The organism is Colwellia sp. Arc7-D (assembly GCF_003061515.1).
In the GTDB taxonomy this organism is placed as follows: Bacteria; Pseudomonadota; Gammaproteobacteria; order Enterobacterales; family Alteromonadaceae; genus Cognaticolwellia.
Window position 1 is genome coordinate 972,788 of sequence record NZ_CP028924.1, and the last position, 21,335, is coordinate 994,122.

23 protein-coding genes are annotated in these 21,335 nt (G+C 37.3%); 5 read left to right on the forward strand and 18 right to left on the reverse strand.

Annotated features, from left to right (window positions below):
• Positions 1–88: 88 nt before the first annotated feature.
• From DBO93_RS04175 to DBO93_RS04195, 5 genes are all read right to left on the reverse strand, one after another.
• Complete coding sequence (locus DBO93_RS04175) at positions 89–337, reverse strand: hypothetical protein (protein WP_108455205.1); 249 nt, start codon at positions 335–337, stop codon at positions 89–91.
• A 76-nt stretch (positions 338–413) separates the two neighbouring features.
• Complete coding sequence (locus DBO93_RS04180) at positions 414–632, reverse strand: hypothetical protein (RefSeq protein WP_108455206.1); 219 nt, start codon at positions 630–632, stop codon at positions 414–416.
• A gap of 463 nt (positions 633–1,095) precedes the next feature.
• Positions 1,096–1,707 carry a PilZ domain-containing protein gene (locus DBO93_RS04185; RefSeq protein WP_108455207.1) on the reverse strand — a complete coding sequence of 204 codons (612 nt, stop codon included), beginning with the start codon at positions 1,705–1,707 and terminating at the stop codon, positions 1,096–1,098.
• 40 nt (positions 1,708–1,747) lie between these two features.
• On the reverse strand, positions 1,748–2,356 hold the full coding sequence (locus tag DBO93_RS04190) for a TetR/AcrR family transcriptional regulator (RefSeq protein WP_108455208.1): 609 nt from the start codon (positions 2,354–2,356) through the stop codon (positions 1,748–1,750).
• Between the two features lie 31 nt (positions 2,357–2,387).
• A complete protein-coding gene (locus DBO93_RS04195; protein WP_108457741.1) occupies positions 2,388–3,614 on the reverse strand; it encodes a threonine/serine exporter family protein in 1,227 nt (408 codons plus the stop codon).
• A gap of 480 nt (positions 3,615–4,094) precedes the next feature.
• Here DBO93_RS04195 and DBO93_RS18680 point away from each other — a divergent pair, with 480 nt between their 5' ends.
• On the forward strand, positions 4,095–4,271 hold the full coding sequence (locus DBO93_RS18680) for a hypothetical protein (protein WP_162533723.1): 177 nt from the start codon (positions 4,095–4,097) through the stop codon (positions 4,269–4,271).
• 22 nt (positions 4,272–4,293) lie between these two features.
• Here the strand turns inward: DBO93_RS18680 and DBO93_RS04200 are convergent, their stop codons facing one another.
• On the reverse strand, positions 4,294–5,055 hold the full coding sequence (locus tag DBO93_RS04200; protein WP_108455209.1) for an NRDE family protein: 762 nt from the start codon (positions 5,053–5,055) through the stop codon (positions 4,294–4,296).
• A gap of 147 nt (positions 5,056–5,202) precedes the next feature.
• Between DBO93_RS04200 and DBO93_RS04205 the strand changes: the two genes are divergently transcribed.
• Together DBO93_RS04205 and DBO93_RS04210 are read left to right on the forward strand one after the other, a co-directional pair.
• Positions 5,203–5,973: a class II aldolase/adducin family protein gene (locus DBO93_RS04205; protein ID WP_108457742.1), complete on the forward strand. Its 771-nt coding sequence runs from the start codon at positions 5,203–5,205 to the stop codon at positions 5,971–5,973.
• Between the two features lie 62 nt (positions 5,974–6,035).
• Positions 6,036–7,220, forward strand: coding sequence for a mandelate racemase/muconate lactonizing enzyme family protein (locus DBO93_RS04210; protein ID WP_108455210.1), 1,185 nt, complete (start codon positions 6,036–6,038; stop codon positions 7,218–7,220).
• Positions 7,221–7,391: 171 nt separating this feature from the next.
• On the opposite strand, the gene DBO93_RS04215 is transcribed toward DBO93_RS04210, so the two are convergent.
• The 8 genes from DBO93_RS04215 to DBO93_RS04250 all read right to left on the reverse strand — a co-directional run bounded on the left by DBO93_RS04215 (position 7,392) and on the right by DBO93_RS04250 (position 16,188).
• Positions 7,392–7,850 (reverse strand): Lrp/AsnC family transcriptional regulator, encoded by a 459-nt coding sequence (locus DBO93_RS04215; RefSeq protein WP_108455211.1) that lies wholly within the window; start codon positions 7,848–7,850, stop codon positions 7,392–7,394.
• Between the two features lie 107 nt (positions 7,851–7,957).
• Positions 7,958–8,854 (reverse strand): amidohydrolase family protein, encoded by an 897-nt coding sequence (locus DBO93_RS04220; protein ID WP_108455212.1) that lies wholly within the window; start codon positions 8,852–8,854, stop codon positions 7,958–7,960.
• Between the two features lie 22 nt (positions 8,855–8,876).
• The gene (locus tag DBO93_RS04225) at positions 8,877–9,602 is read right to left on the reverse strand and encodes an SDR family oxidoreductase (RefSeq protein ID WP_108455213.1); all 726 of its coding nucleotides are present in this window, start codon (positions 9,600–9,602) and stop codon (positions 8,877–8,879) included.
• A 166-nt stretch (positions 9,603–9,768) separates the two neighbouring features.
• Complete coding sequence (locus tag DBO93_RS04230; RefSeq protein WP_239059108.1) at positions 9,769–11,310, reverse strand: dipeptidase; 1,542 nt, start codon at positions 11,308–11,310, stop codon at positions 9,769–9,771.
• Positions 11,311–11,800: 490 nt separating this feature from the next.
• Positions 11,801–12,607 carry a DUF4198 domain-containing protein gene (locus DBO93_RS04235; protein ID WP_108455214.1) on the reverse strand — a complete coding sequence of 269 codons (807 nt, stop codon included), beginning with the start codon at positions 12,605–12,607 and terminating at the stop codon, positions 11,801–11,803.
• An 8-nt stretch (positions 12,608–12,615) separates the two neighbouring features.
• Positions 12,616–13,158 carry a DUF2271 domain-containing protein gene (locus tag DBO93_RS04240; RefSeq protein WP_108455215.1) on the reverse strand — a complete coding sequence of 181 codons (543 nt, stop codon included), beginning with the start codon at positions 13,156–13,158 and terminating at the stop codon, positions 12,616–12,618.
• Between the two features lie 18 nt (positions 13,159–13,176).
• Positions 13,177–13,776 (reverse strand): PepSY-associated TM helix domain-containing protein, encoded by a 600-nt coding sequence (locus DBO93_RS04245; RefSeq protein WP_108455216.1) that lies wholly within the window; start codon positions 13,774–13,776, stop codon positions 13,177–13,179.
• Between the two features lie 336 nt (positions 13,777–14,112).
• Complete coding sequence (locus DBO93_RS04250) at positions 14,113–16,188, reverse strand: TonB-dependent siderophore receptor (protein WP_108455217.1); 2,076 nt, start codon at positions 16,186–16,188, stop codon at positions 14,113–14,115.
• Positions 16,189–16,572: 384 nt separating this feature from the next.
• Between DBO93_RS04250 and DBO93_RS04255 the strand changes: the two genes are divergently transcribed.
• Entirely contained in the window at positions 16,573–16,953 is a 381-nt protein-coding gene (locus DBO93_RS04255) for a VOC family protein (protein ID WP_108455218.1), read from the forward strand.
• Between the two features lie 144 nt (positions 16,954–17,097).
• Here DBO93_RS04255 and DBO93_RS04260 read toward each other — a convergent pair whose 3' ends face one another.
• From DBO93_RS04260 to DBO93_RS04275, 4 genes are all read right to left on the reverse strand, one after another.
• Entirely contained in the window at positions 17,098–17,379 is a 282-nt protein-coding gene (locus DBO93_RS04260; protein WP_108455219.1) for a hypothetical protein, read from the reverse strand.
• Positions 17,376–17,831, reverse strand: a complete 456-nt coding sequence (locus DBO93_RS04265; protein WP_108455220.1) for a phage holin family protein — start codon at positions 17,829–17,831, stop codon at positions 17,376–17,378. The genes DBO93_RS04260 and DBO93_RS04265 overlap by 4 nt, the downstream gene beginning before the upstream one ends.
• 26 nt (positions 17,832–17,857) lie before the next feature.
• Positions 17,858–18,160 carry a DUF883 domain-containing protein gene (locus DBO93_RS04270; protein WP_108455221.1) on the reverse strand — a complete coding sequence of 101 codons (303 nt, stop codon included), beginning with the start codon at positions 18,158–18,160 and terminating at the stop codon, positions 17,858–17,860.
• A 232-nt stretch (positions 18,161–18,392) separates the two neighbouring features.
• A complete protein-coding gene (locus DBO93_RS04275) occupies positions 18,393–19,514 on the reverse strand; it encodes an AI-2E family transporter (protein ID WP_108455222.1) in 1,122 nt (373 codons plus the stop codon).
• A gap of 409 nt (positions 19,515–19,923) precedes the next feature.
• Here DBO93_RS04275 and DBO93_RS04280 point away from each other — a divergent pair, with 409 nt between their 5' ends.
• On the forward strand, positions 19,924–21,051 hold the full coding sequence (locus tag DBO93_RS04280; RefSeq protein WP_108455223.1) for an aminotransferase class V-fold PLP-dependent enzyme: 1,128 nt from the start codon (positions 19,924–19,926) through the stop codon (positions 21,049–21,051).
• Positions 21,052–21,335: the final 284 nt, after the last annotated feature.

Genomic DNA, 21,335 nt, shown 5'->3' on the forward strand with positions numbered 1-21,335 from the left:
ATAAATAAGTGAACTCAAATTAATCAACCCACTTAATAAATGAGTTAAATAATTTGAGTTACTTAACGTTTATGACTAGATAAGTAGCTTAACCTTTAGGTAGAACTTTAATGAGTTCGTAGTAGCTAGCTTCTAACTCGTCATTAATACAAGTTAATAAGTAACTATTCATTTCTGATTCGCTAACTTCATCTTCTACAGCATCACTTTTGCACTGTTCAAACAGGCTCATAATATAGTCTGGCGACGCTGCCATTAACTCTGGCTCTTCATCTTGGCTAAACGCCGCAGTTGACGTTAATGCCATTACAGCTAATGCTAAAATTAATTTTTTCATAATAAATCTCGATAATTAATATCCGTATCATTTAAAGCTATTAAGCCTAAATATTAAGATACGAATATTTATTTAATTACATGTCCCAAAAGTCACTTAATGAGTTAAGTTGTCTATCTAGGAATCTTTTTTCGTTTAAAGAATCTAATCGCTGTCTGACCCGGTAAGTTTGTTTTGCGGTTTTTCTAATTGCTTTTTTGTTGGTTGAACCATAGGCAATTTCAAAACCAGCAATACCAGTATCAAAATTTGAATCGTCATCAATATCAGTGTCATCATACGTATCAATGTTCATTTCTTTACCTTATAAAAACATCATTGTTGTATTTTCGATTAGATAATGTTCCCAAAATTGATAATTGAAAAGTGAAATATTTTGCGATTATTAATCAAAATTTTTTATCAAATAAAAAGCATGAATAAAAACGTAATAAATAAATAACTAACTAAAAATTTTGTGATTAACTATGGGATGCTTTAATTAGAAAAAAACATTAATAATCAAGTTTTTATATTTATTGTTTTGTGATGCTTTACTTGTGGGTAATATATGGATTGTGAATTTTAATTGCAGAGATAAACGATAAAGTTGAAACGTAGAAGTGCTTTTAAGCAAAAATTGATGGAAATTTTCCTTGTGGTCATCACTAAAAATCATGAATTAGCTATAAAACCGTTAATTTATTTTTAACGGTTGAAAGGGAAATGTAGTAATTATCAGTTAATTTCTAACGTTTTATTTAGGTTTTTATAAGCTTTTATTTAAGTTTTTTTTCTTGGCTTCGCTGTTGAGCTAAAGCTTGAAGCTGTTTCGATTGTTGATGTAAGCTATTACGAACTAATGCTTCTCGATCTTCTTCGCGAATATGATGAAAAATCACTTTATGCTGGTTAATGCTATCAACTAACTCAGTATCTACAATTTCACCAACACAATATAAAGCACTATTTTCTTCAGGAAAAAACAACTTTAATTCAATAAAGTCGCTGGTATTAAATAGCTGAGAATCGTCAGTTTGAAATATAATACCGCCACCACCAAATTTAATGGCTTCAAATCTCGCATTATCGTCGTCTTGCTGGCCAAGAATGTAACCGATTAACAAGTCCATTTTTTTTGACTGATGATTTAGATATTCCATCAATTGGCTGGCAACACCCGCAACAGCTTGTAGTGGGCGCAGGGCACTTTGTTCTAAGTTGTTAACCTCTGATGCAATTTTAAAGGGCGTCGGCATATTAGCTATAAATTGCTGATAATCAGGTAACTGTGCTTTGCTGATAATACTAGCGTTGATATTAAAAGTGTATTTTATAGAGAAAAACTCATCAAATTGGGCTAGCTTCGTTTGATTTTCATCAGTTTTCATAAATAAATTACCTTTTTATGTGACTACGTTTCAGCGTGGTTTATGTTTTATGGGTACTTGAAAGAAAAACGTTTACAGCACATTCGCACATTTCATCAATTTGACTTGCTTGCGCGTAAATACCATCAATAACTAAGCGCGCTATACCATGTAAAGTAGCCCAAGTAACTTGAGCTAATCTTAGCGAATTTTCATCTTGTATCATAATACCTTGCTCTTGCCATAACTTGGTCATTTCAACCTGATAGTTAAAGCTAGCATAGGCAATTTTTTTTAATGTTTCAGTACTGTTATTTTCTTTCCAAATAATACGGCCAAACATTAATTCGTATAACGATGGGTTACTTGTAGCAAAACCTATATAGGCATGAACAAAGTTGCGATATTTATGTTCATTAGATAGATTTTCTTCAGAAAAAATTTCACTTACACGCTGATGCCATTGCTCAAAACCTTGTTCGGCTATAGCACACAACAAGTCATTTTTATCGGTGAAGTGATGGTAAGCCGCGGTGCGCGACACACCAATACGTTCGGCTAGCTTACGAAAAGACAAGCCTTCAATACCACCTTCTGTCACCATTTCAGTAGCCGTAATTACTAGAGATTTTCGTAAGTCACCATGGTGGTATTTTGTTTTAGTTACCATACATGTAGTCGCCTAGTTTTAGTGCTGTTCATTACAGTATTTTTCTCGATGGAAATGCTACATTTGCAAAAATTAGTCCTGCGACTAATGACATGAAAATCAAGAATGTTTGTGAGCCAATATCCGTCGCGTTTAACATTGTTTGTCCGGATACCGCGTTGCTTAGGCCAATATACACTTTACTTCCTGGTACCAACACAACAAGGCCCATTAATTTAACAATACTCGAAGGTAAATTCATTATGCGTGAAAATATACTACCATAAATGCCTAAGGCAAAAGCACCTACAAAAGCACCAAGAGCAACCCCTAAATATTCTGCACCAACAATGCTTGCACCAAAGGCAACATAGCCGGAAATAATACCCCAAGGCGCATCCTTTTTTCGACACTTAAATAAAATAACTAAGCTAATTGATAAAGTCGTAACCGCAGCCCAAGAGGTCCAATTTGGTGTGCTCGGTGGCTGAATAAAGGCAACTTCGCCCCACATCATTTTACCTAATGCGATACCTAATACACCACCAAAGTAAATTTTGAATAATATCATTAAGGCATCCATCAACCTTGCGGTACCTGATATTAAATTTCGCGCGGCGAGTTCCGATAATGCCAAGGTTAAAGATAAGCCGGGAATAAAAGCAATAATACTCGACAGCACCACTAACGGAATATTGATACTAGGGTCAATTAAGGCAATAGCGGTAGCTAATATAGCTGTTGTCATGGCGGCAATAGGTTCTAACATGTCGGTAACACGACGAGAACGTTCAGCCCAAAAGGTAAATAAACAAACAATTAAACCGAGCAAAGATGACCAAAAAACGTCATTCCAACTGGTGTGCATTAGCATGGCGAAAGCGCCACTTGAAGCGCCAAAAGCTAGGAAAGTTAAAAAACGTCCGTATGGATTAGGTTTATTGGCTATTTCATCTAAACGTTCAATTGCTTCTGATAACGAGCGTTGACCTGAGGTAAGTTCATCAACTAATTCATCGGCACGCGCTAATGATCCCAAGTCGAGTTCACCAGGGGCTACGCGAAGAATATGGTTGTAATCTTGATTTTCATCGTCTTCAGATAATACAAATGTCATCGAGGTTGGCGTAATAACAAAAGAGCCAAAAACGCCGAGACTATTTGATACATCAGTTAGATGCGCCTCTAATCTATAAGCCGGTGTGCCAAATTTATGTAAGGCTTTGCCCAAACGAATTATAAATCGACGTTTATCGGTAAAACTATCAGTATTTGGCATGGAGATATTGTTCGCAATGAATAGAGTTTCATATGGTAAATGATTAATTTTAAAATGAAAGCACAGATGTAAAATCTGGTTAAAATTGTTGATTAACATGCACCGAAATCACCTATGTGATGATTTCGGTGCATATTTTTACTTCCATTGATTATTTTTTGACTACAGATTTGAATATTGCACTTTAAAGTTGCACGTTAGATAAACCCTTAGTTCAATATCATGCGACTAACATCCATTCGCTATTTTTTGAGGAAGGGTTAGATCAGTGTTAAATGAACTAAGTGAGCTAGAAAGTATGTAGAGAAAAAGTTATGCGCATTTGCACAACAACAGATCACAGGTATGGAGTTTGGTTGAAAAAATTTGCAGCATGTGAAAATCTGGGTATGATAAATAATCTGCAAACTAAAATTTGCAGCATTTTCAACTTAGCCAACCTATATTTATTTCAGATTTAACTTTCAGGATTATATTTTTATGACGCTATTAATTATTTTATTTTGTGTATTCGCTTCGGTTGCTTTAATGGTGGTATTAGGACAACGTTTTGGTAAACCAATGGAAGCTGAGCAACAGCAAAAATATTCGAAAATACTGTGGGTAGTAGTCTTTATTGCGATTGTCGCTGCGATCATTCGCCAAATGATGGCCTAGCCGATGTGCAGCTTAGCCATAATTACTTCACTGTTGGAGAAAAATTAAAGTTATCTTGAGTATGTATTGTTCCAGTTTTATCGTAAGTATATTCATACACGCAAAGCTCACCTGTTGTTGATTGTAAAATAATGGCACTAGAGCGAGTTCCATACTCAGGAGAGGTAATAAAAATGCTGCTAAGCAATGTCTCTAATATCGCGCTAACGCCTGTATTAGGCAAAGTACTTGGCTCAGCAGTCGTTTGATTCGTTAACACCGACAGCAGTGTTTCAATATCGACATCACGGTTTGTAATTGCAGTTTCTAACACTTGTAAACCTAAAGCCATTTTCGGCCAAACATCATCCAATGCACCGTTGCAAACACTGTGAAAGCCCTTGTCTAGTTTAACAAACTGTTGATTTACGCTATCAAAGGCTTGTAAATCATTCAATGGACCAAAAACAAGATTGAAGTCGTTATATTTATGCGCGTTTATCAAAAGGTCTTGTTGGGTTTGTTTGATATCATTTTTGAGTGCTTGTATTACTAAATCACCGCGAGACCGTTTAGTGGCATCAAAACTATCGGGTCTGCGAAAATTAGTTAATGCTGAAAAATATCCATCACGGCTTAAACCTAGCCAAGTGCCACCTGCTTGTAAGTCTTGACCTGCTAATATATTTTGCTCTGTCCACCAGTGCATTTTTTTTGTCAAACGTTGATGAAATTCATCCCGATTTGCACAGATAATAAGCGGGTAATCGGGGTGCTGTTCAACAGCAATAAATAAAACACACATAATTCACCTATTTTGTTCTATGAAAGAATATCTGGTGCTTTCACTCCATGCTGTCATAGGATAAAGTTTGTCGCATAGTTATCTGAGTACTTTAGGTATTTAGCGTGAAGTCCTAAAGTCATCTTAAATAAAAGGTAGTAAATGCTGATGTTAACACTTCCAGTAATCGATTTAAAAAATAAAGTATCAGCGCAAGAGTGGCAACTGAGAGTTGATTTAGCTGCATGTTATCGTTTGATTGCACTGCATGGCTGGGATGATCTTATTTACACCCATGTTTCTGTGCGAATTCCAGATACTGAACATGTGCTTATCAATGCTTTTGGACTGAGGTTTGATGAAATTACCGCATCAAACTTAGTTAAGGTTGATATGGAGGGTAATATTGTCGATGCCGATTGCCCGTTTGAATTTAACCCCGCAGGTTTTACCATTCATAGTGCCATTCATGAAGTACGTCACGACGATATTTGTGCGTTACATGTTCATAGTAATGAAGCTGTCGCTGTTGCGAGTTTGCAAGAAGGGTTATTGCCGATTAGCCAATATTCAATGTTCGCACTTGCTTCGTTAAGTTATCACGATTATGAAGGTTTAGCGGTTAACGATGAAGAGAAGCTTAGAATTCAAAAAGATTTAGGTGATAAAAACTTTATGTTGTTGCGTAATCACGGCGCATTAACAATGGGCAAAACCATTGGAGATGCCTTTATGCATATGTATGACTTAATACGTGCTTGCCAAATTCAAGTACAAGTTATGTCAACAGGAATGAAGCCTTTATTAGTTGATCAAAGTATTGTTGATGGTATTAAAGCACAAGCAAATATTGTTCATACTGGACTAACAGGCGGTCAAAAAGCGTGGCCAGCTATGTTGCGTCGAGTATATAAAGAAGATCCAAATTTCGCACTATAACCAATATTTACCGTTCGGTTATTATTTGAAAACAGCCTTTAAAAGTTTATAAAGAGAGCGTAATGAAAGTAACTCATGTAGAAATTTTTGATATTGAATGTCCTAAACGTCCAGGTTGGAATCCGGTTTTTATTCGTGTACATACCGATGAAGGCATAACAGGGGTTGGTGAAGCTGGCCTAGCTTATGACTGGGGACATAGCGCAGCCGCTGCAATGCTCAAAGAAATTAGTGAAGCCGTATTGATCGGATTTAACCCTTTTAATACCGAATTATTATGGTCGCGTATGCTACGAGAAAGCTTTTGGGGCTTAGGTGGCGGACCGGTACTTTATTCAGCAATGAGTGCAATTGACACCGCTTTATGGGATATAAAAGGTAAAGCACTTGGTTTACCTGTTTATCAATTATTAGGCGGAAAAACCAATGGCAAACTGCGCACTTATGCTAGCCAATTACAGTTTGATTGGGACGAAAAAATCAATAAACTGATTGAACCTGCGCAATATGCCGAAGCCGCATTAAAAGCTGTCGCTCAAGGGTATGATGCGGTAAAGGTTGATCCTATTGTTTATAACCATGATGGCAGTTCTTCATTTGATCGAACCAAGCTATTTACTCCAAAACAAATGCGCTTATTTGGTAATCGTTTACGCGCTATTCGTGATGCTGTTGGCGAAGATGTCGACATTATTTTTGAATCTCATTCATTAATGGGCGCGGCATCTGCTATTCAAATGGGACGAATTGTGGAAGAAGTTGGTTGCATGTTCTACGAAGAGCCAGTGAACTACTTAAACTCAGCAGTGCATAAAAAAGTTTCTGATAATGTTAATGTCCCGATTGCTGGCGGCGAGCGTTTGTATCACCGCTGGGACGTACGCCCTTATTTTGAAGATCAAAGCATTGACGTGTTACAACCTGATATTGGCTTGTGTGGTGGTTTCACCGAAGCTAAAAAAGTATGTGATTATGCCGATGTTTACGACATTCGTATTCAAGCCCATGTTTGTGGTGGTCCCGTAGCGACAGCAGCATCTTTACACCTTGAAACGGCTATTCCTAACTTTTTAATTCATGAGCATCATACTTATGCGATTAAAGATTGGAATCGTGAATTGTGTTTACAAGATCCACAACCGGTAAATGGCTTTTTCGAAGTATCAGAAACCCCAGGTATTGGTATTGAGCTCAATGATGAAATTGTAAAGCGCTCACCGAATGTTACGGTTAATGCTTTGAAGTAAAAACTTTGAAGTATATGCTTAGTAATTAGCGATAAGCTTTGAATAAGCTAGTGTTTTAAAAAAGGTAGCTTGGCTACCTTTTTTAATTTTTGGCTTAAAATGTGGCGTGAATGATTCAGCTGATAACTATTTTTATCAGCTGAATAGCATGTTTATTAACTCAAGTTTAAGTTAAATATAATCAATGGGTAGCGCGGTGGTGTATTTTATTTCTTCCATCGCAAAGCTAGAACTAATATCAGCAAAGCTTGCCCGAGTAATTAAGCGTTGATAAAAACTATCGTAAGCCTTCATATCTGGTACTACAACGCGCAGTAGATAATCAACTTCACCACTCATACGATAAAATTCTAAAATTTCTGGAAAATCCATCGCTACTTTTCTAAATTCATTTAGCCAGTTTGGATTGTGCTGATTAGTTTTAATGGTCACAAACACCGTTAATCCTACATTCAGTTGTTCAGGATCTGCTAAGGCGACACGACCTTTAATAATGCCAGACTTTTCCATTGCCTGTATGCGGCGCCAACAAGGGGTTGTTGACAGGCCTACTTTATTTGCTACTTCACTAACCGAAGCAGTACAGTCATGCTGTAAAATATTGAGTATTTTTTTATCAAATGCATCCATAAGCGTTAAACGAAATGGTTTTACCTAATTATAAGTTCATGAGGAATTATTTTGCGATAAAGAGGGCGTTATTGCGAGATATATTTTTTCAATCTGTAGGGATTTTTTTAAAATTGATAAAATCGTTGTGCATTACTAAAACATAATTGTGTTAATTGCTCTTTACTATATAAAGGCTTTATATCCGCAGGCTCATTCTCACCTAAGTTATTACTCCCTATACTGAGGTAAGAGTTCCAAGTATTTTCATAACTTGTATGGAATAAACTTAGCGGAAAATTACTCGCTAACATGACACGATAAATACCAAAGCTTTCGATACATTGATGAATGATTTTACCTGCCCAGTTTGCTGAGTAATGCCGGTTTGCCATTTCAAAGCCAGAGCATTTAACAAAAACATTATCAAAACTCGCTAAGCGCTTAAGGTTTTGTAACCAGCACAATGATTGTGCATTATTCTGCGTTGGCCAACCTGCATGATTAATACAAACCTGTAAATCTGTATTACTTGATAATATTGTGATTAAACGCTCGGTAGCCGCATTGTTTGCTAGTGACATTTGTAATTCAAAACTGAGCTTTTTGGCGGCTAAAATGGCTAAGTTAACTGCGCTATTTTTGTTGTTAAGAATAGTTAACGCATCGTCATCTAAAATATAGCGAACACCAACGACACTCTGATAGGTCATTAGTGATTCGAGTTGTGTTAAAAACAATGCTTTTGGCAAAGTAATATCGAGCAGTGCAATACTGCGAAAGGGTATTTTACAGGTGCTTTCTAACCAAGCGATTTCACGCCATGGTTGTTGATTATCAAAACCCGCTTCAATATGAACAAAGCCTGCAAGTGTTAAAGGTTTGGAAAGAGTGAGATCATTTTCAGAAAAATTTTTCGCAATTAAAGATTTATCTGACCAGAATGGTGGGCATTCGGGCTTCAGCCATGAATATTCTCCTTGGCTAAGATCAAATAAATGTAAATGCGGGTCGATTATTTTCATTGTTTATTATCGGCTACTCACGTTACTGGGCAGTATAGCCACCATCAATAACTTGTATACTGCCAGTGATAAACTTAGCGTTATCTGAAGCTAAAAAGTAGACTAACTCCGCTACTTCTTCAGCTTGTCCAAGTCGTCCTAGCGGTTGTAAAGCGGCTTCTTCAGCATGTACCTCAGCTTTATTCGCACCAGACTTTTCACAATAGTTGTTAATGGCTTGATGATAAAGTGGAGTTTCTATTGTGCCAGGGCAAACGGCATTGGCGCGTATATTAAATTGCGCGTAATCGAGCGCAGTAGTTTTTGCCATTGAAGCTAACGCGGCTTTGCTCATGTTGTAAGCAAACGAGTTATGCTTGGCAATAAGGGCTTGATCAGACGACATTAAAATAATAGCGCCATTTTTTTGTACTTTCATTACAGGTAACACCGCTTTTATCGCAGCATAAGCGCCTTTAACGTTAATATTAAAAACCCGCTCTAAATCAGCTTCACTGGTGTTTTCTATTGAGCCTGAAAAATGTATGCCGGCGTTAGATACTAATACGTCGATTCGGCCTTGTTTACTAATATCAGCCATAATGTGCTTAACCGCATTAACATCGGTAATATCACAATGACAAAAATCGCCAACGTTAGATGGGGTAACATCTAGATTGAATACTTGATATTTTTTCGCCAAAAAAAGCTTAACAATACTTAAGCCAATACCTGAACTACCACCGGTAACCACACAAACTTTTTTCATAGTAAAAACACATCAATAATTTTATTAAATAATATCGCTTAAAAGCACTTAATACCAAGGTATTAAACTTTTTATAACGCAGCGAACTTAATAGAGCTAAAAAACAACGCAAGGGTGAAGCTGTACACAACTGCTTTATTAAAAGTGGACAGCTTCGAGCGGCTCACTATTTCTGAGCTAGCTCAACCAGTGCCGCAGTATACATTTTTAAATTTAGAATAAATTGTTCCATCGTAATAAACTCATGCTCAGAATGACCGGTATATTCATTGTTCGGCATTGAAGGACCAAAACTCACCGCGTTAGGAAATAATCGCGAGTTAGTACCGCCGCCAATAGCAATCGGCTTTGCATCTTTAATACCTGTAAAGTGACTAAATACAGCTAATAATGTATCAATATGCGGTGCATCTTTTTGTACAAAGGGGTCACCAATGTAATGCTCTAACTCTATAACCTCAGCATCAAATTTATTATTCCAGCTCTGTACTGCTTGATGAATTTCATCGTTTAATTGCTGTTTACTTTTACCTTGCGGTCGACGTAGATTGATGTTCAGTTCAATATTATTTTCGTGCTGTTTAATTACTGTAGGTGAAAAAGTCATCGCGCCCATAAAATCATCTTGATAGGCAATATTACCAAACTTTTTGCCCTCTAATCCAAGACCAATATTATCGTTTATAAAGTTTACTAAAGTACCCGGACCATTATTTTCCCAGCGTGTGCTCGATAATAAGTCAGCCAAATAAGGTATAGCATTTACCCCTTCGTCGGGTTTTGAAGAATGTGCTGATTTTCCTAATGCATTAATCGTTAACGTGCTGTCTTTTAACTCTAGATCAAAACTAACACCTTGGTAGCTGCGTGCTTTTCTCATTAGTCTTTGCAGTAAAACAATATTGGCATTTTCGATAGTTGCGCTAGCATCTTCAGGGATCTGACTACCAAAAAAACCACCGCTGAACTCACTAACATAAGGTGAAATAGTTGGTTTATCGTTTTTATTGAAAACAAGTTTAACTGTGCCATAACCTTTTTCTGCCGTTACTACAGGGTATTCAGCATCGATAGTAATATTTGTTTGTGGCAAGTCATGGGTTTTAATATAAGCCTTTAACGGCTCCCAATCTGACTCTTCTGCCATATAAACGTATAGTTCTATACGCTTATTCAGTGTTAATTTTTTATCTTTAATTGCTTTCATTGCATACAAAGCGGTTGAGATTGGGCCTTTATCATCTTCTGTACCACGACCAATTAGTCGCCCTGGCTCAGTGGTTGTGTCTAATTCAAAAGGTGATTTTTGCCATTTTTTTGGGTTAACAGGTTGAACATCACCATGAGTAATAATGCCAACGCGCTCTTTTTGATCGCCTAAGCCAATTACGACTACGTATCCGTCATCTAGGTAATCTAAACCAAGTGCTTGTGCCTGTTTTTTAAGCTCGGCTTTAAAAGCAACATGTGCACGATTATCATCAATCGATACGCCATCTTCAGCAACGGTATTATGTTTTACTAGCTCACGTAGACTATCTACCATAGCTTGCTGATAGGTTGCTACGGCATAGTCAGCTGTACTTTTTGCACTGTAGCTAATTTGTGTAGATTTAGTGCTAGTGGCGTTAACCTCTGCGTTTAATGTTAAAGACATAAGCCCAGAGGTAATGATTGATGCAGATAAAAGCGTTAATTTTTTAAGCAAAAGGTGCTCCAGTAATTGGTGGTTCAATTTTTCTCATCGCTATATTAACGTAAGTTATACCAAGCGGACTAATTTATTGATCATCTTTGAATGCTCAATAAATTTAATTTTTGCATTGTGTTCAAGCGCACTAGCTCGCTATTGCTCACTATTGCTCGCCAATATGCCAATGCATTGCCTTAGCTTACAATACTCATGTAAGAATCAATCACACGGCTTAAACTTGAATCATTATCTTCATTGAATGAGGATAAAACATTTAATCCGTTTGGTATTAAATTAGGATGACAGAAACCAGTAGACTCGATTTTTACAGATAAGTTTAATTGTTTTAAATAATAGGTTTGCTCAGGCAGGCAATGTACTTAATATTCGTAATAAAGGTTACTAAATGAAATGAAAAAGGCTACAAATTAACGTAGCCTCAACTTCAACTCAAACTTAAGCTAGCTCACTTGTTTAACGTGAGTGACTAGTTTTTACATTATTGCTATTGGAGTTGCGCTTCAAAAGTAAGGAATACGCCACCTTGCTCTTTATCTGCTAAGGTTTTGTTTTTAGCGTCTTGTTCATATTCAGCAATCAATAAATAACGACCGGCTTGAGCTGGGGTAAAAGTAATTTCACCATTTTCGTCAGTAGCTAATTTTAATACGTTAGGTGCGTTACGGTAACGAGCACCGTCTGGAGCGATCTCAACTTCAACTCCGGCTTGCACTTTACCATGATAAGTAAAAGTAAAAGTAGCTGGTTCATTCTCTACAATTTCTGCCGGATGTGTTTTTGGTAATAACTCTAGAAATTGGCCGTCGCTAGGGTAGTTCTCAGTAGGGTTATTCATCGTAATGTAAGTTTCTACACGTGTTAGTCCGTAAGTTGTTTGTAAATCAGTGGCATTAGCCGGGATCATGGCTTTCAATTCTGCTTTGTTGGCACGGGCACGCTTGCGCTTATCAGCAACTTTATAACTAGAGAAGTAACTTGCACTGGCGTTATTGGTTATTTTGTAAGTACCGCTGTCTTCAATAAAATAGTCAGCTACTGATTTTCTATGGGCTTTGTAGCTTGATGAAGGACGAGTGATTTTACCTGACGGCATGACAATACTCATGTTATCTATACTCAATGCTTTATCAACATTAAATACTTCGTTTGAAGCAGAAGCGTCAATCGCGATCCACGCACCTTGCTCTGACGAAAGCGTAAAGTGACTAGGTAATAACCAACGTGAATGCGCGCTAGCTTGGCTACTAATGGCAACAGCCAAGAAAAATAATAGTGATTTTGTTAAGTTCATTTGAGCTCCTAAGGTGTAACAGTAAAAGTAATGTTGCCAGTTTCGGCGGTTTCATTGAGGGTAAAATGCTGTGCTTTGTTGTCGAGCGTAAAAGTCTGTTTGAGTAATACTCGGCCGCCTTTCTCTCGTACTGCTTCAATATAAAGTGTGTAGTCTCCTGCAGGCAGGGCTTGTTGTTGATCGTCGGTGGCCTTAAACGACAATGGAAATGTTCCAGCAGCATGTGTTGCTGAGGTTATTGCATCAACGAGTTCGGCATCTTTTCGGCCTACATTGCGCCACCAACGGCGAATATCTTTCAGCCATTTAGGTTCTTTGCGCCAAAGTATGAGTGTTCTAACCGGCTTTCTTTCGGTGTTTTCTAACCAAGCGGCAACATAAGGAGGATGGTATTCACCTTGTTGCTGCTTTAATGTTAATTTTATTTCTAAATTAGCAGGACTGTTTTCATTGGCTTGCGCTGATGCTGGCAAAATAAATAACAGGGTAAAAAATACAAGTAAGACTATTTTGCTGATGCTATTTGCATGGCTTGATATAAAATTATTCATAAGAGGTATAAATTCCTTTTAGGCAAAGTAAATAATACTCAAAATGGCCAGTAATGTGCTGCTAACACTGACCACTAAAGTGCGATGAAAACGTTTTTGTGGCATGGCTAAAATAAAGCCCGTGATAGCAAAAACAATAAAAAGTACACTGGAAAGATCGATAATCCAGCCCCAAAAGTTACTGGTGTTTCGGCCTTTATGTAAATCATTAAGCACAGCCCACCAGCCGTAATGGGTTTGTTCATAAAAAGCGTCACCGGTTTCAAGTTCAACGGCAATGCTGGCACTTTTTCCTGCCTGTTTAATGCTATAAAAAAATTCACCTGACATGAACTCGGGCTTTATATCTGTTAAAGAAACCCCAAAGGTTTGCTCTACTTCATAGGTAATAAATTGCTGTTGCTTAGGTGTTACCTTGTTATCGTTAATTGCAAGCTCGGCAATGGAATTGATCGTTAGTTCACTTTCTACAACCTTCGCTATATGACTACTAAACCATTCAGGGTGGTTTAGGGTGATGCCTGTAACTGAAAAAAACAGTAACAAGGTCAGTAACGCCATAGACACATAAACGTGAATAAGTCGGGCAAGATTTAAGGTTTTTTTAGAAGGCTTCATTACTACTTATTTTCTTCATTAATGTTATTAAAATGCGATTGAACTATTACTAGTAAAAATGCTAATACCAAACGGACTAATTTATTGAATACCTACCAATGCTCAAGTAATCCAATTTCCGCGTTATGTTCAATTGCTATTTCTCGGCAATATGCTCTTGCACAGCTCTCTAGGCTTACAACTATGTAAGAACCAATTACTCACCTGAATTTGAATCGTTATTTTCATCAAATGAAGAAAAATAATTTAATCTGCTTGATATAAAAAGTACAAAATCAGAAAAGGCGACCTACATAAAGTGTGTCGCCTTAACCTGAATTATTTACTAACTTTTCACTAGAATGCCAACTGAGCTGCTAAGCGGAAGCTAATACCATCAGCTGCTGTTACACTCGTGGTTCCGCCGCCAATTAAGTATCTTTTGTCTAGCAAGTTATTAATGTTAAAGCGCAGGTTTAGTTCATGCTCTTTAATATCCATTTGATAAGTTGCTCCGACATCAATGCGGGTATAGCTGTCTTTTTTGATGGTGTTTTGGTTATCTGCAAAGCGCGATCCCTCGTAAAATGCACCGGCATTAAAGGCAAGTTTTTCAGTTAACTCGTAGCGTGACCATAAAGCCGCAGACCATTCCGGTACATCAACTGGCGTATTGCCTTGATATAATGCGTCGCGTTCATATTCAGCGTCGATATTTATCAACGATGACATAATAAATAATTTGTCATTAATGGCACCTTGAGCGCCCAATTCAAAACCTTTATGGCGTTGCTCGCCAGCTTGCGTTGTGCGAGATTCAAATGCAGAATCAATCAGATCTTCTTTGATTAACTTACCCATTTTGCTGATATCAAAAATAGCGCCACTTAGAAGAAGTCTGTCGTCAACAAGTTGCCATTTTACGCCAATTTCGCTTTGCTTAGATTCCATAGCCTCTAGTTTCATACCATGATTGATATCAGTATCGTTATCTAAAGTTTCGCTACTTTGTGGTTCAAAACCTTCAGTGTAGCTATAGTAAATAGTGGCTTGTTCAGAGGGGTGATACAGCACACCAAACTTAGGCAAGAAAGATTCATTATCAGCACCTTCTTTGTTTTGCTTGTCATAACGACCACCGAATGAAACCTGCCAAGTCTCGTTAAAGGTAACCAAATCTTGCACGTATATACCGTAGTAGTCGTATTCGCTATGTGATCTTGTATCTGGATTTTTATAACTAATATCTGGCTTTGGTGGTTCGACTTGTCCTGCTGAATAAGTAATTGCTGTGCCATTAGCTTTAACTTGGTCGTAAGAATAATCTAGTGAGTTAGCACCGATTAAAAGCTGGTGGCTAACACCTGCAAACTCAAATTCGCCAACAAAGTCGATAAAGGTAGTCGTGAATTGCCAGTCGTCAAAACGGTCATAAGGATTTGAGGTATAGCTATCGCCCTCAACATTAAAAGTACTGCCATATTTTGGCGAAGACTCGAAACGTTGGCGTTCAAAGGTTTGCTTGTTGTAGCCAAGGGTTACTCGCCATGTATCACTCATATTATAATTAATATCAGCGCCGTAGTTTTCAACGTCAATGTCGGTGAATGCCCACGACATATCACGAATAGTTTTACGATCGCCAATTAAATTGCCGTCTTCGTTTAACCAACCACCAGTGTCTAATCCTGCTTTGTCGTTTGTGTAGTCATAATGAACACTCAGTGATAAGTCATCTGAAACATCATAATCAACAACAAGTGCACCTAAGAAACGATCGCGCTCACGCTGATCACCGTTTTGATATTCACGTTGATAAGTAACATCTTGCTTCACTAAAATGCCACGATAACGAAGCGATTCGTCGTCGTTTAGCGCGCCGCCTGCATCTAAGGTAAAACGGGTTGAACCTTCTTGGTCGGTATCTGCACCGATAGTAAATAAGGTGTTAGCAGTTGGCTTTTTAGTAACCATATTTACTAAGCCACCGGGACCCGATTGACCGTATAAAATACTTGAAGGACCTTTAATCACTTCAACCGCTTCTAAAGTTTCTATTGGTTGTTGGTAGTGTGACCAATGTTGGTGGCCATCGCGTAAATAACCATTTGAAGAGCTTAGCTCAAAACCGCGTAAGTTAAATACCTCACGATTACGTTGCTTGGAGCCTGCAGAAAGGCTGGCGTCATTGGTAAGTACTTCACCTAAAGTGGTTGCTAATTGTTCTTCAACAATAGTACTTGAAATTACGGTCACTGATTGTGCGGTTTCAAGTAATGAAACATCGGTACGCATGGCTCCCTTTGCTTCATCGACTTTGTAATCATTAAAATAACTACCTGTAACCTCAATAACTTCTAAAGGACTGCTATTAGCATATGCAGTTATTGGCGTTGCCATAGATATTGCCAAAAACAGCGGTGAGTACTTCATGTTAATCTCCAAATTATCAACGAATGTGTTCAAGTAAATGCTTTAAGCATCAAGTTAAACGCAATGATAATGAGAGTGATTATCATTTGCAATACAAATTTGTAGTTTATATTAAAAAAAGTCATATAAAATCAGATAATTGCTTTGATAGACGGATTAATATACAAATAAGTGTTTTGATTAATGTCTAAATATTTAATAACCCATGTTTTATAGACATGAGTCATTGAAAAAAATTAAATTATTCTTGTATTGGAGGCTGATTTTCGTGCATGCTGAGACTGTATAAATTCAGCTATTATTATATAAACCCAGTATTATTGTATTTATTCAATAGGTTATTGTGTTAAAAACAGTCAAGTCATTTAAAAAAGAGGAAATCCAATGTTTAGTCATATTATGGTCGGTGCTAACGATGTAAACGCATCAAAAATTTTTTACGATGCTATTTTAGGTGAATTAGGCCACGAGCCAGGCGTTATTGATGAAAAAGGCCGCTGTTTTTACTTTACAGATACTGGTGTATTTTCAATAAGTAAGCCAATTAATGGTGAAAAAGCATGTAATGGCAATGGCAGTACAGTAGGTTTTGCTGCTACTTCACCAGCTCAGGCTGATGCATGGCAAGCAGCAGGAGTAGCCAATGGAGGCGAAGCTTGTGAAGATGCACCAGGCGTAAGGGAAGCACCCGCAGGTAAGCTTTATCTTGCTTATTTACGTGATCCTTCTGGCAATAAACTGTGTGCTCTGCACCGAGTAGGGTAAGCAAAGTTTAATTTTATAGCGCTCAGCTATAAATACCCAATAAAAAAGACGCTTAAGGCGTCTTTTTTAATATATCGTTTACCAACTTATAACTAAGTATCGAGTAGATATTCACTTACAATAAAATTAAGTTTTTACAGTGAGCTATTCAGGCCTTTGAATTTCGTCGCCAGTTAACCAACCATCTAAATTAGTTTTACCGTATATAACCGCCATACTTTTAAGCTGTGTCGCAATACTCGGTGTTATCAATCCTCTAGCTAAGCCTACAGTGAAAATTGTGGCTAAGCCTTTTGGGGATGTTATTAGCGCTAAAGATTTTTCTTTTGCCCTAACACTTTGTGCTTTGTCGAGTTTACGAAGTAACATTACATTAGCGGCACATTGATCAGCATGTTTAATCTGTTTAAATAATGAAAATATCATAAGTCACCTTTAAATACGCGTTGCGTGCGATTAAATCCAACTTCACGTTTTACCTTCTTCATTAAGTTAAAACAAATGAAAAATAGTAGAACATTAACCCCAGCCGCAACCATTAAACCCAGCCAAACTGAAGAAGACCAATGCATAACGCCTAATACTAACGCCACGTTAAATAAGCCCCAAAGAACAGCAACAATAACGAATGCCGCTAACATTAAAATACCAAATACTGCCATAGCTTTAAGTGATATTTTTCCCTCTAAAAGTGCTAGGTCGAGGGTGCTTTTATACTTTTTTTGTTTAACATTGAAAAGCTTAATGATAGCCGAATAGGTTTCACGAAAAGAAGCTTCAGCCTCAACTGCTTGCTGTTGCTCCTGTGAAAGGCGTAAGCTTTCAGCCTCAGCATTATCATGCTTTTGCTGAGTACCTGAGTCTTCGCTTATAGTCACTATATTCGCTTCCTATTCAGTTGTTATTATTTTCTGCGTAAAAGACTGGTTAACAATACACCTGCAGCAAATGCAATACCGGCTGTTGCTACAGGGTTTTCTGTGGCATATTTTTTTATTGAAGATTGTTCCCATTGTGCTTTTACTTCTTCTTGCTTCGCTGTGAAGTTTTCACTACCAGATTGCGCAGCATTACGTAAACGATCTTCTGTTGTTGCTGCTTTTTGAGCTAGAGTATCGACAGACTCATGCAAAGTATCTTTTACTTTATCTGAAATAGGGTGCGTAGAATTTGATTGCTTATCGATGTTTGAAGTTTTAGTAGCCATGTGATTATTCTCCTTTTTACATAACAGTTTTTATTAACTGGTTTAAGTAGAGCAATCATTGAGCCAAGTATTATTTGAAATTAATCTGTTTTAATTCAGGTGCTTATATTTTTCGATAAGTATGTGCGTGTTTTGTTTTGCAATATTGACACAGAAGAATGAAAACTTTACTTACTTATTTTTCATTCTCTGCACCAAAAACTATATATACTTTCATTTATTAAGCGCTTATTTAAGCTTTGGCTTCAATAAAGGTTACCCAATGGGTAAGTAGCTTAAGTCGCTCTAGTGTTAATTTTATCGACACTAAAATAGGCACCGCTAGCAATACGCCAAGCATTCCCCAAAGCCAACCAAGAAAAAACAACCACAAAATAGTCACAAGTGGATTAAGCTGCATTTTTGTGCCCAATACCATAGGGGTAAGCAATTGTGACTCTAGAATGTTAATACATAAAAACGCAAAGGCAGGTACTAGGGCAAATAACGTTAAACCAAATTGAACTGAACCCACCAAAGTTAAAATAACAATACTAATTGCTGAACCAACATAGGGTACAAAGTTAAGTAAACCTACTAAAGCTCCCCATAATATAGGGTCGTCTAAGCCCAAAAACGCAAACGCTATAGCGGAGGCAGCACCAAGAATAAAATTAATAACACTGATGGTAATAATATATTTTGATAATACTTTTTGTACTTCGTAAACAATAGAGTCGAGCTTTTTCTTATTGGCAATATGAGGAAAGCTTCTGGCCGCAATGTAAACAGATGGGCCGTATATCAGCAAAAATAGTATTAATATTAAGCACCCAAAACATTGAGCTAAAAATAAAGGAGCGCTACTTAATCCGGCAATCAATAATTTAATACCACTTTGTTTAATATGTTTTTCTACTGTATTTCCGTCTGTTTCAGCTGCCTTTTTAGGTTGTGGTTTATCACTTGAGAATAAGCCAAAAAAACTAAATTTTTCAGCTTTTTTATTTCTGGCGGCAACCTCTGCTTCGACTTGCTGCTTTTGGTTATCAAACTCATCACTAATGTTATCTATTTTCTGGTTTAGCTGAACAGTAATTTTAGGTAATAACTGTGCCCACTTTTGAGCTGGCTCAACTAACTCTGAAGCTAAGAATGTAAATGGTGCAACAAGTAAAGCTAATAATACAAAAGAGGAAACAGTGCGGGGGATATAAAACGTTTTTAATAATTTAACGGGTGGACTTAGTAAAAGCGCAATAAAACCAGAGAATAAAATAGGAATAAACAACGATTGGGCAAGGTAAAGTGTATATAAAACCGCAAGGGCAAATAACCATTTAAGTGGTTGGTAGTTGCTAATAGTTGAGCTCACAACAGAAGATCCTTTTTACAATAGTGTCAATAAAATAGAGTGTATAGCATCCTAGCTTAACTGCACTAGCTTTATGACGACTAACGGGTAGATTTATCTGTTTTTAAAAGTATTAGGTAAAGTTAGTGACCCATTACTTTACCTAAGAGTAATGTCAAAAATTATAAATTTAGAGTGTTTTAGCATAGGTTTTCAAACATAAAGGGGACTTATTTTACCCTATTCATTTAGGTGTTGGTGTTAAGGTCAGTTTCATCTAGTTATTACTTATCCTCTTTCAATGTCACTAACCGTGATCAAGTTTTTTAATTCTCCACATCGTGATACTAAATATTACGTAAAAGGCATTGATAGTCTTTGGTATCTGCGGCAATATCATGCATATATATACGATATAAAGAGACCTCACATGGCTGGATTGCTACCCAATATTGACCCTGATGGATTATTAGAATACTCCGTTGTTTACACTGACCGCTCATTAAACCATATGTCTGGTTCCTTTCAGCAAGTTATGCAAGATATCTCTGCTGACTTAAAAGAGGTTTATCAAGCGAAAAGCACCATAGTTGTTCCCGGTAGTGGAACTTTTGGTATGGAAGCGGTTGCTCGACAATTTGCCCGTAACAAAAAAGTATTAGTGGTACGAAATGGTTGGTTTAGCTATCGTTGGAGCCAAATTTTTGAAATGGGTGATATACCAAGTCACGAAACTGTTTTGAAAGCACAACAAACTAGTGATGAAGCCCAAGCGCCCTTTACACCACCACCGATAGATGAAGTAGTTGCTACTATTTTAGCTGAATCGCCAGACCTTGTATTTGCTCCTCATGTTGAAACCTCTGCCGGTATTATATTACCCGACGATTATATAAAAGCCATGGCACAAGCCGTACACCAAGTGGGCGGGATTATGGTGCTTGACTGTATCGCATCAGGCACTATCTGGGTAGATATGAAAGCAACGGGTGTTGACGTATTAATTAGCGCCCCGCAAAAAGGTTGGAGTGCTTCACCGTGTTGCGCACTAGTTATGCTTAGTGAGTTGGCGCGCGATCGTATAGAGTCAACCACCAGTGACAGCTTTGCTTGTGATCTGAAAAAGTGGCTGCAAATTATGGAAGCTTATGAAAATGGTGGTCATGCTTATCACGCCACTATGCCAACAGACGGTTTAACGCGTTTTAGAGATATTATTAAAGAAACCAAAGCCTATGGCTTTGATAAAGTATGCCAAGAGCAACACGAACTTGGTCAACGTGTACGTGCATTACTCAACCAACACGGTATTAAAAGTGTAGCTGCTGAAGGTTTTACAGCGCCGGGTGTTGTTGTCAGTTATACAACTGATGATGAATTCCAGAATGGCAAAAAATTCGCCTCTGTAGGTTTGCAGATAGCCGCTGGCGTACCAATGCAAGTTGGCGAACGTGCTGATTTTAAAACTTTCCGCATTGGCTTATTCGGTTTAGACAAGCTTCATAATGTTGACCGAACGGTAACTGAGCTAGAAAAAGCACTGGTTAGTATTTTGTAATATTCCAATCTAACGCTTGTCATTTATTTACAAAGGTAATTAGTGGCAAGCGTTTAACCTTTCTTCTTATATACACTGATCCAATTCAACGAAAATTAAGTCAGCTTCTAATTAATATATTTAATTGCCACAATCACCAATACCTACGCTTAACTTCCTCTTTAACTTATTATTTATATTAACGGTTTAATTCTAATCGCTTTTTTTTGCTGTGATAGTTTTGTTAACTTTACGTGAGTTGACTGTGATTAATTGTATATAAACTCTGCTTTGCAATATCAAAA

What these genes read in the sequence shown, in the direction of transcription:
- DBO93_RS04175 (WP_108455205.1), bottom strand. Translation starts at nt 337, where the DNA reads ATGAAAAAATTAATTTTAGCATTAGCTGTAATGGCATTAACGTCAACT.
- DBO93_RS04180 (WP_108455206.1), bottom strand. Translation starts at nt 632, where the DNA reads ATGAACATTGATACGTATGATGACACTGATATTGATGACGATTCAAAT.
- DBO93_RS04185 (WP_108455207.1), bottom strand. Translation starts at nt 1,707, where the DNA reads ATGAAAACTGATGAAAATCAAACGAAGCTAGCCCAATTTGATGAGTTT.
- DBO93_RS04190 (WP_108455208.1), bottom strand. Translation starts at nt 2,356, where the DNA reads ATGGTAACTAAAACAAAATACCACCATGGTGACTTACGAAAATCTCTA.
- DBO93_RS04195 (WP_108457741.1), bottom strand. Translation starts at nt 3,614, where the DNA reads ATGCCAAATACTGATAGTTTTACCGATAAACGTCGATTTATAATTCGT.
- DBO93_RS18680 (WP_162533723.1), top strand. Translation starts at nt 4,095, where the DNA reads ATGACGCTATTAATTATTTTATTTTGTGTATTCGCTTCGGTTGCTTTA.
- DBO93_RS04200 (WP_108455209.1), bottom strand. Translation starts at nt 5,055, where the DNA reads ATGTGTGTTTTATTTATTGCTGTTGAACAGCACCCCGATTACCCGCTT.
- DBO93_RS04205 (WP_108457742.1), top strand. Translation starts at nt 5,203, where the DNA reads ATGTTAACACTTCCAGTAATCGATTTAAAAAATAAAGTATCAGCGCAA.
- DBO93_RS04210 (WP_108455210.1), top strand. Translation starts at nt 6,036, where the DNA reads ATGAAAGTAACTCATGTAGAAATTTTTGATATTGAATGTCCTAAACGT.
- DBO93_RS04215 (WP_108455211.1), bottom strand. Translation starts at nt 7,850, where the DNA reads ATGGATGCATTTGATAAAAAAATACTCAATATTTTACAGCATGACTGT.
- DBO93_RS04220 (WP_108455212.1), bottom strand. Translation starts at nt 8,854, where the DNA reads ATGAAAATAATCGACCCGCATTTACATTTATTTGATCTTAGCCAAGGA.
- DBO93_RS04225 (WP_108455213.1), bottom strand. Translation starts at nt 9,602, where the DNA reads ATGAAAAAAGTTTGTGTGGTTACCGGTGGTAGTTCAGGTATTGGCTTA.
- DBO93_RS04235 (WP_108455214.1), bottom strand. Translation starts at nt 12,607, where the DNA reads ATGAACTTAACAAAATCACTATTATTTTTCTTGGCTGTTGCCATTAGT.
- DBO93_RS04240 (WP_108455215.1), bottom strand. Translation starts at nt 13,158, where the DNA reads ATGAATAATTTTATATCAAGCCATGCAAATAGCATCAGCAAAATAGTC.
- DBO93_RS04245 (WP_108455216.1), bottom strand. Translation starts at nt 13,776, where the DNA reads ATGAAGCCTTCTAAAAAAACCTTAAATCTTGCCCGACTTATTCACGTT.
- DBO93_RS04250 (WP_108455217.1), bottom strand. Translation starts at nt 16,188, where the DNA reads ATGAAGTACTCACCGCTGTTTTTGGCAATATCTATGGCAACGCCAATA.
- DBO93_RS04255 (WP_108455218.1), top strand. Translation starts at nt 16,573, where the DNA reads ATGTTTAGTCATATTATGGTCGGTGCTAACGATGTAAACGCATCAAAA.
- DBO93_RS04260 (WP_108455219.1), bottom strand. Translation starts at nt 17,379, where the DNA reads ATGATATTTTCATTATTTAAACAGATTAAACATGCTGATCAATGTGCC.
- DBO93_RS04270 (WP_108455221.1), bottom strand. Translation starts at nt 18,160, where the DNA reads ATGGCTACTAAAACTTCAAACATCGATAAGCAATCAAATTCTACGCAC.
- DBO93_RS04280 (WP_108455223.1), top strand. Translation starts at nt 19,924, where the DNA reads ATGGCTGGATTGCTACCCAATATTGACCCTGATGGATTATTAGAATAC.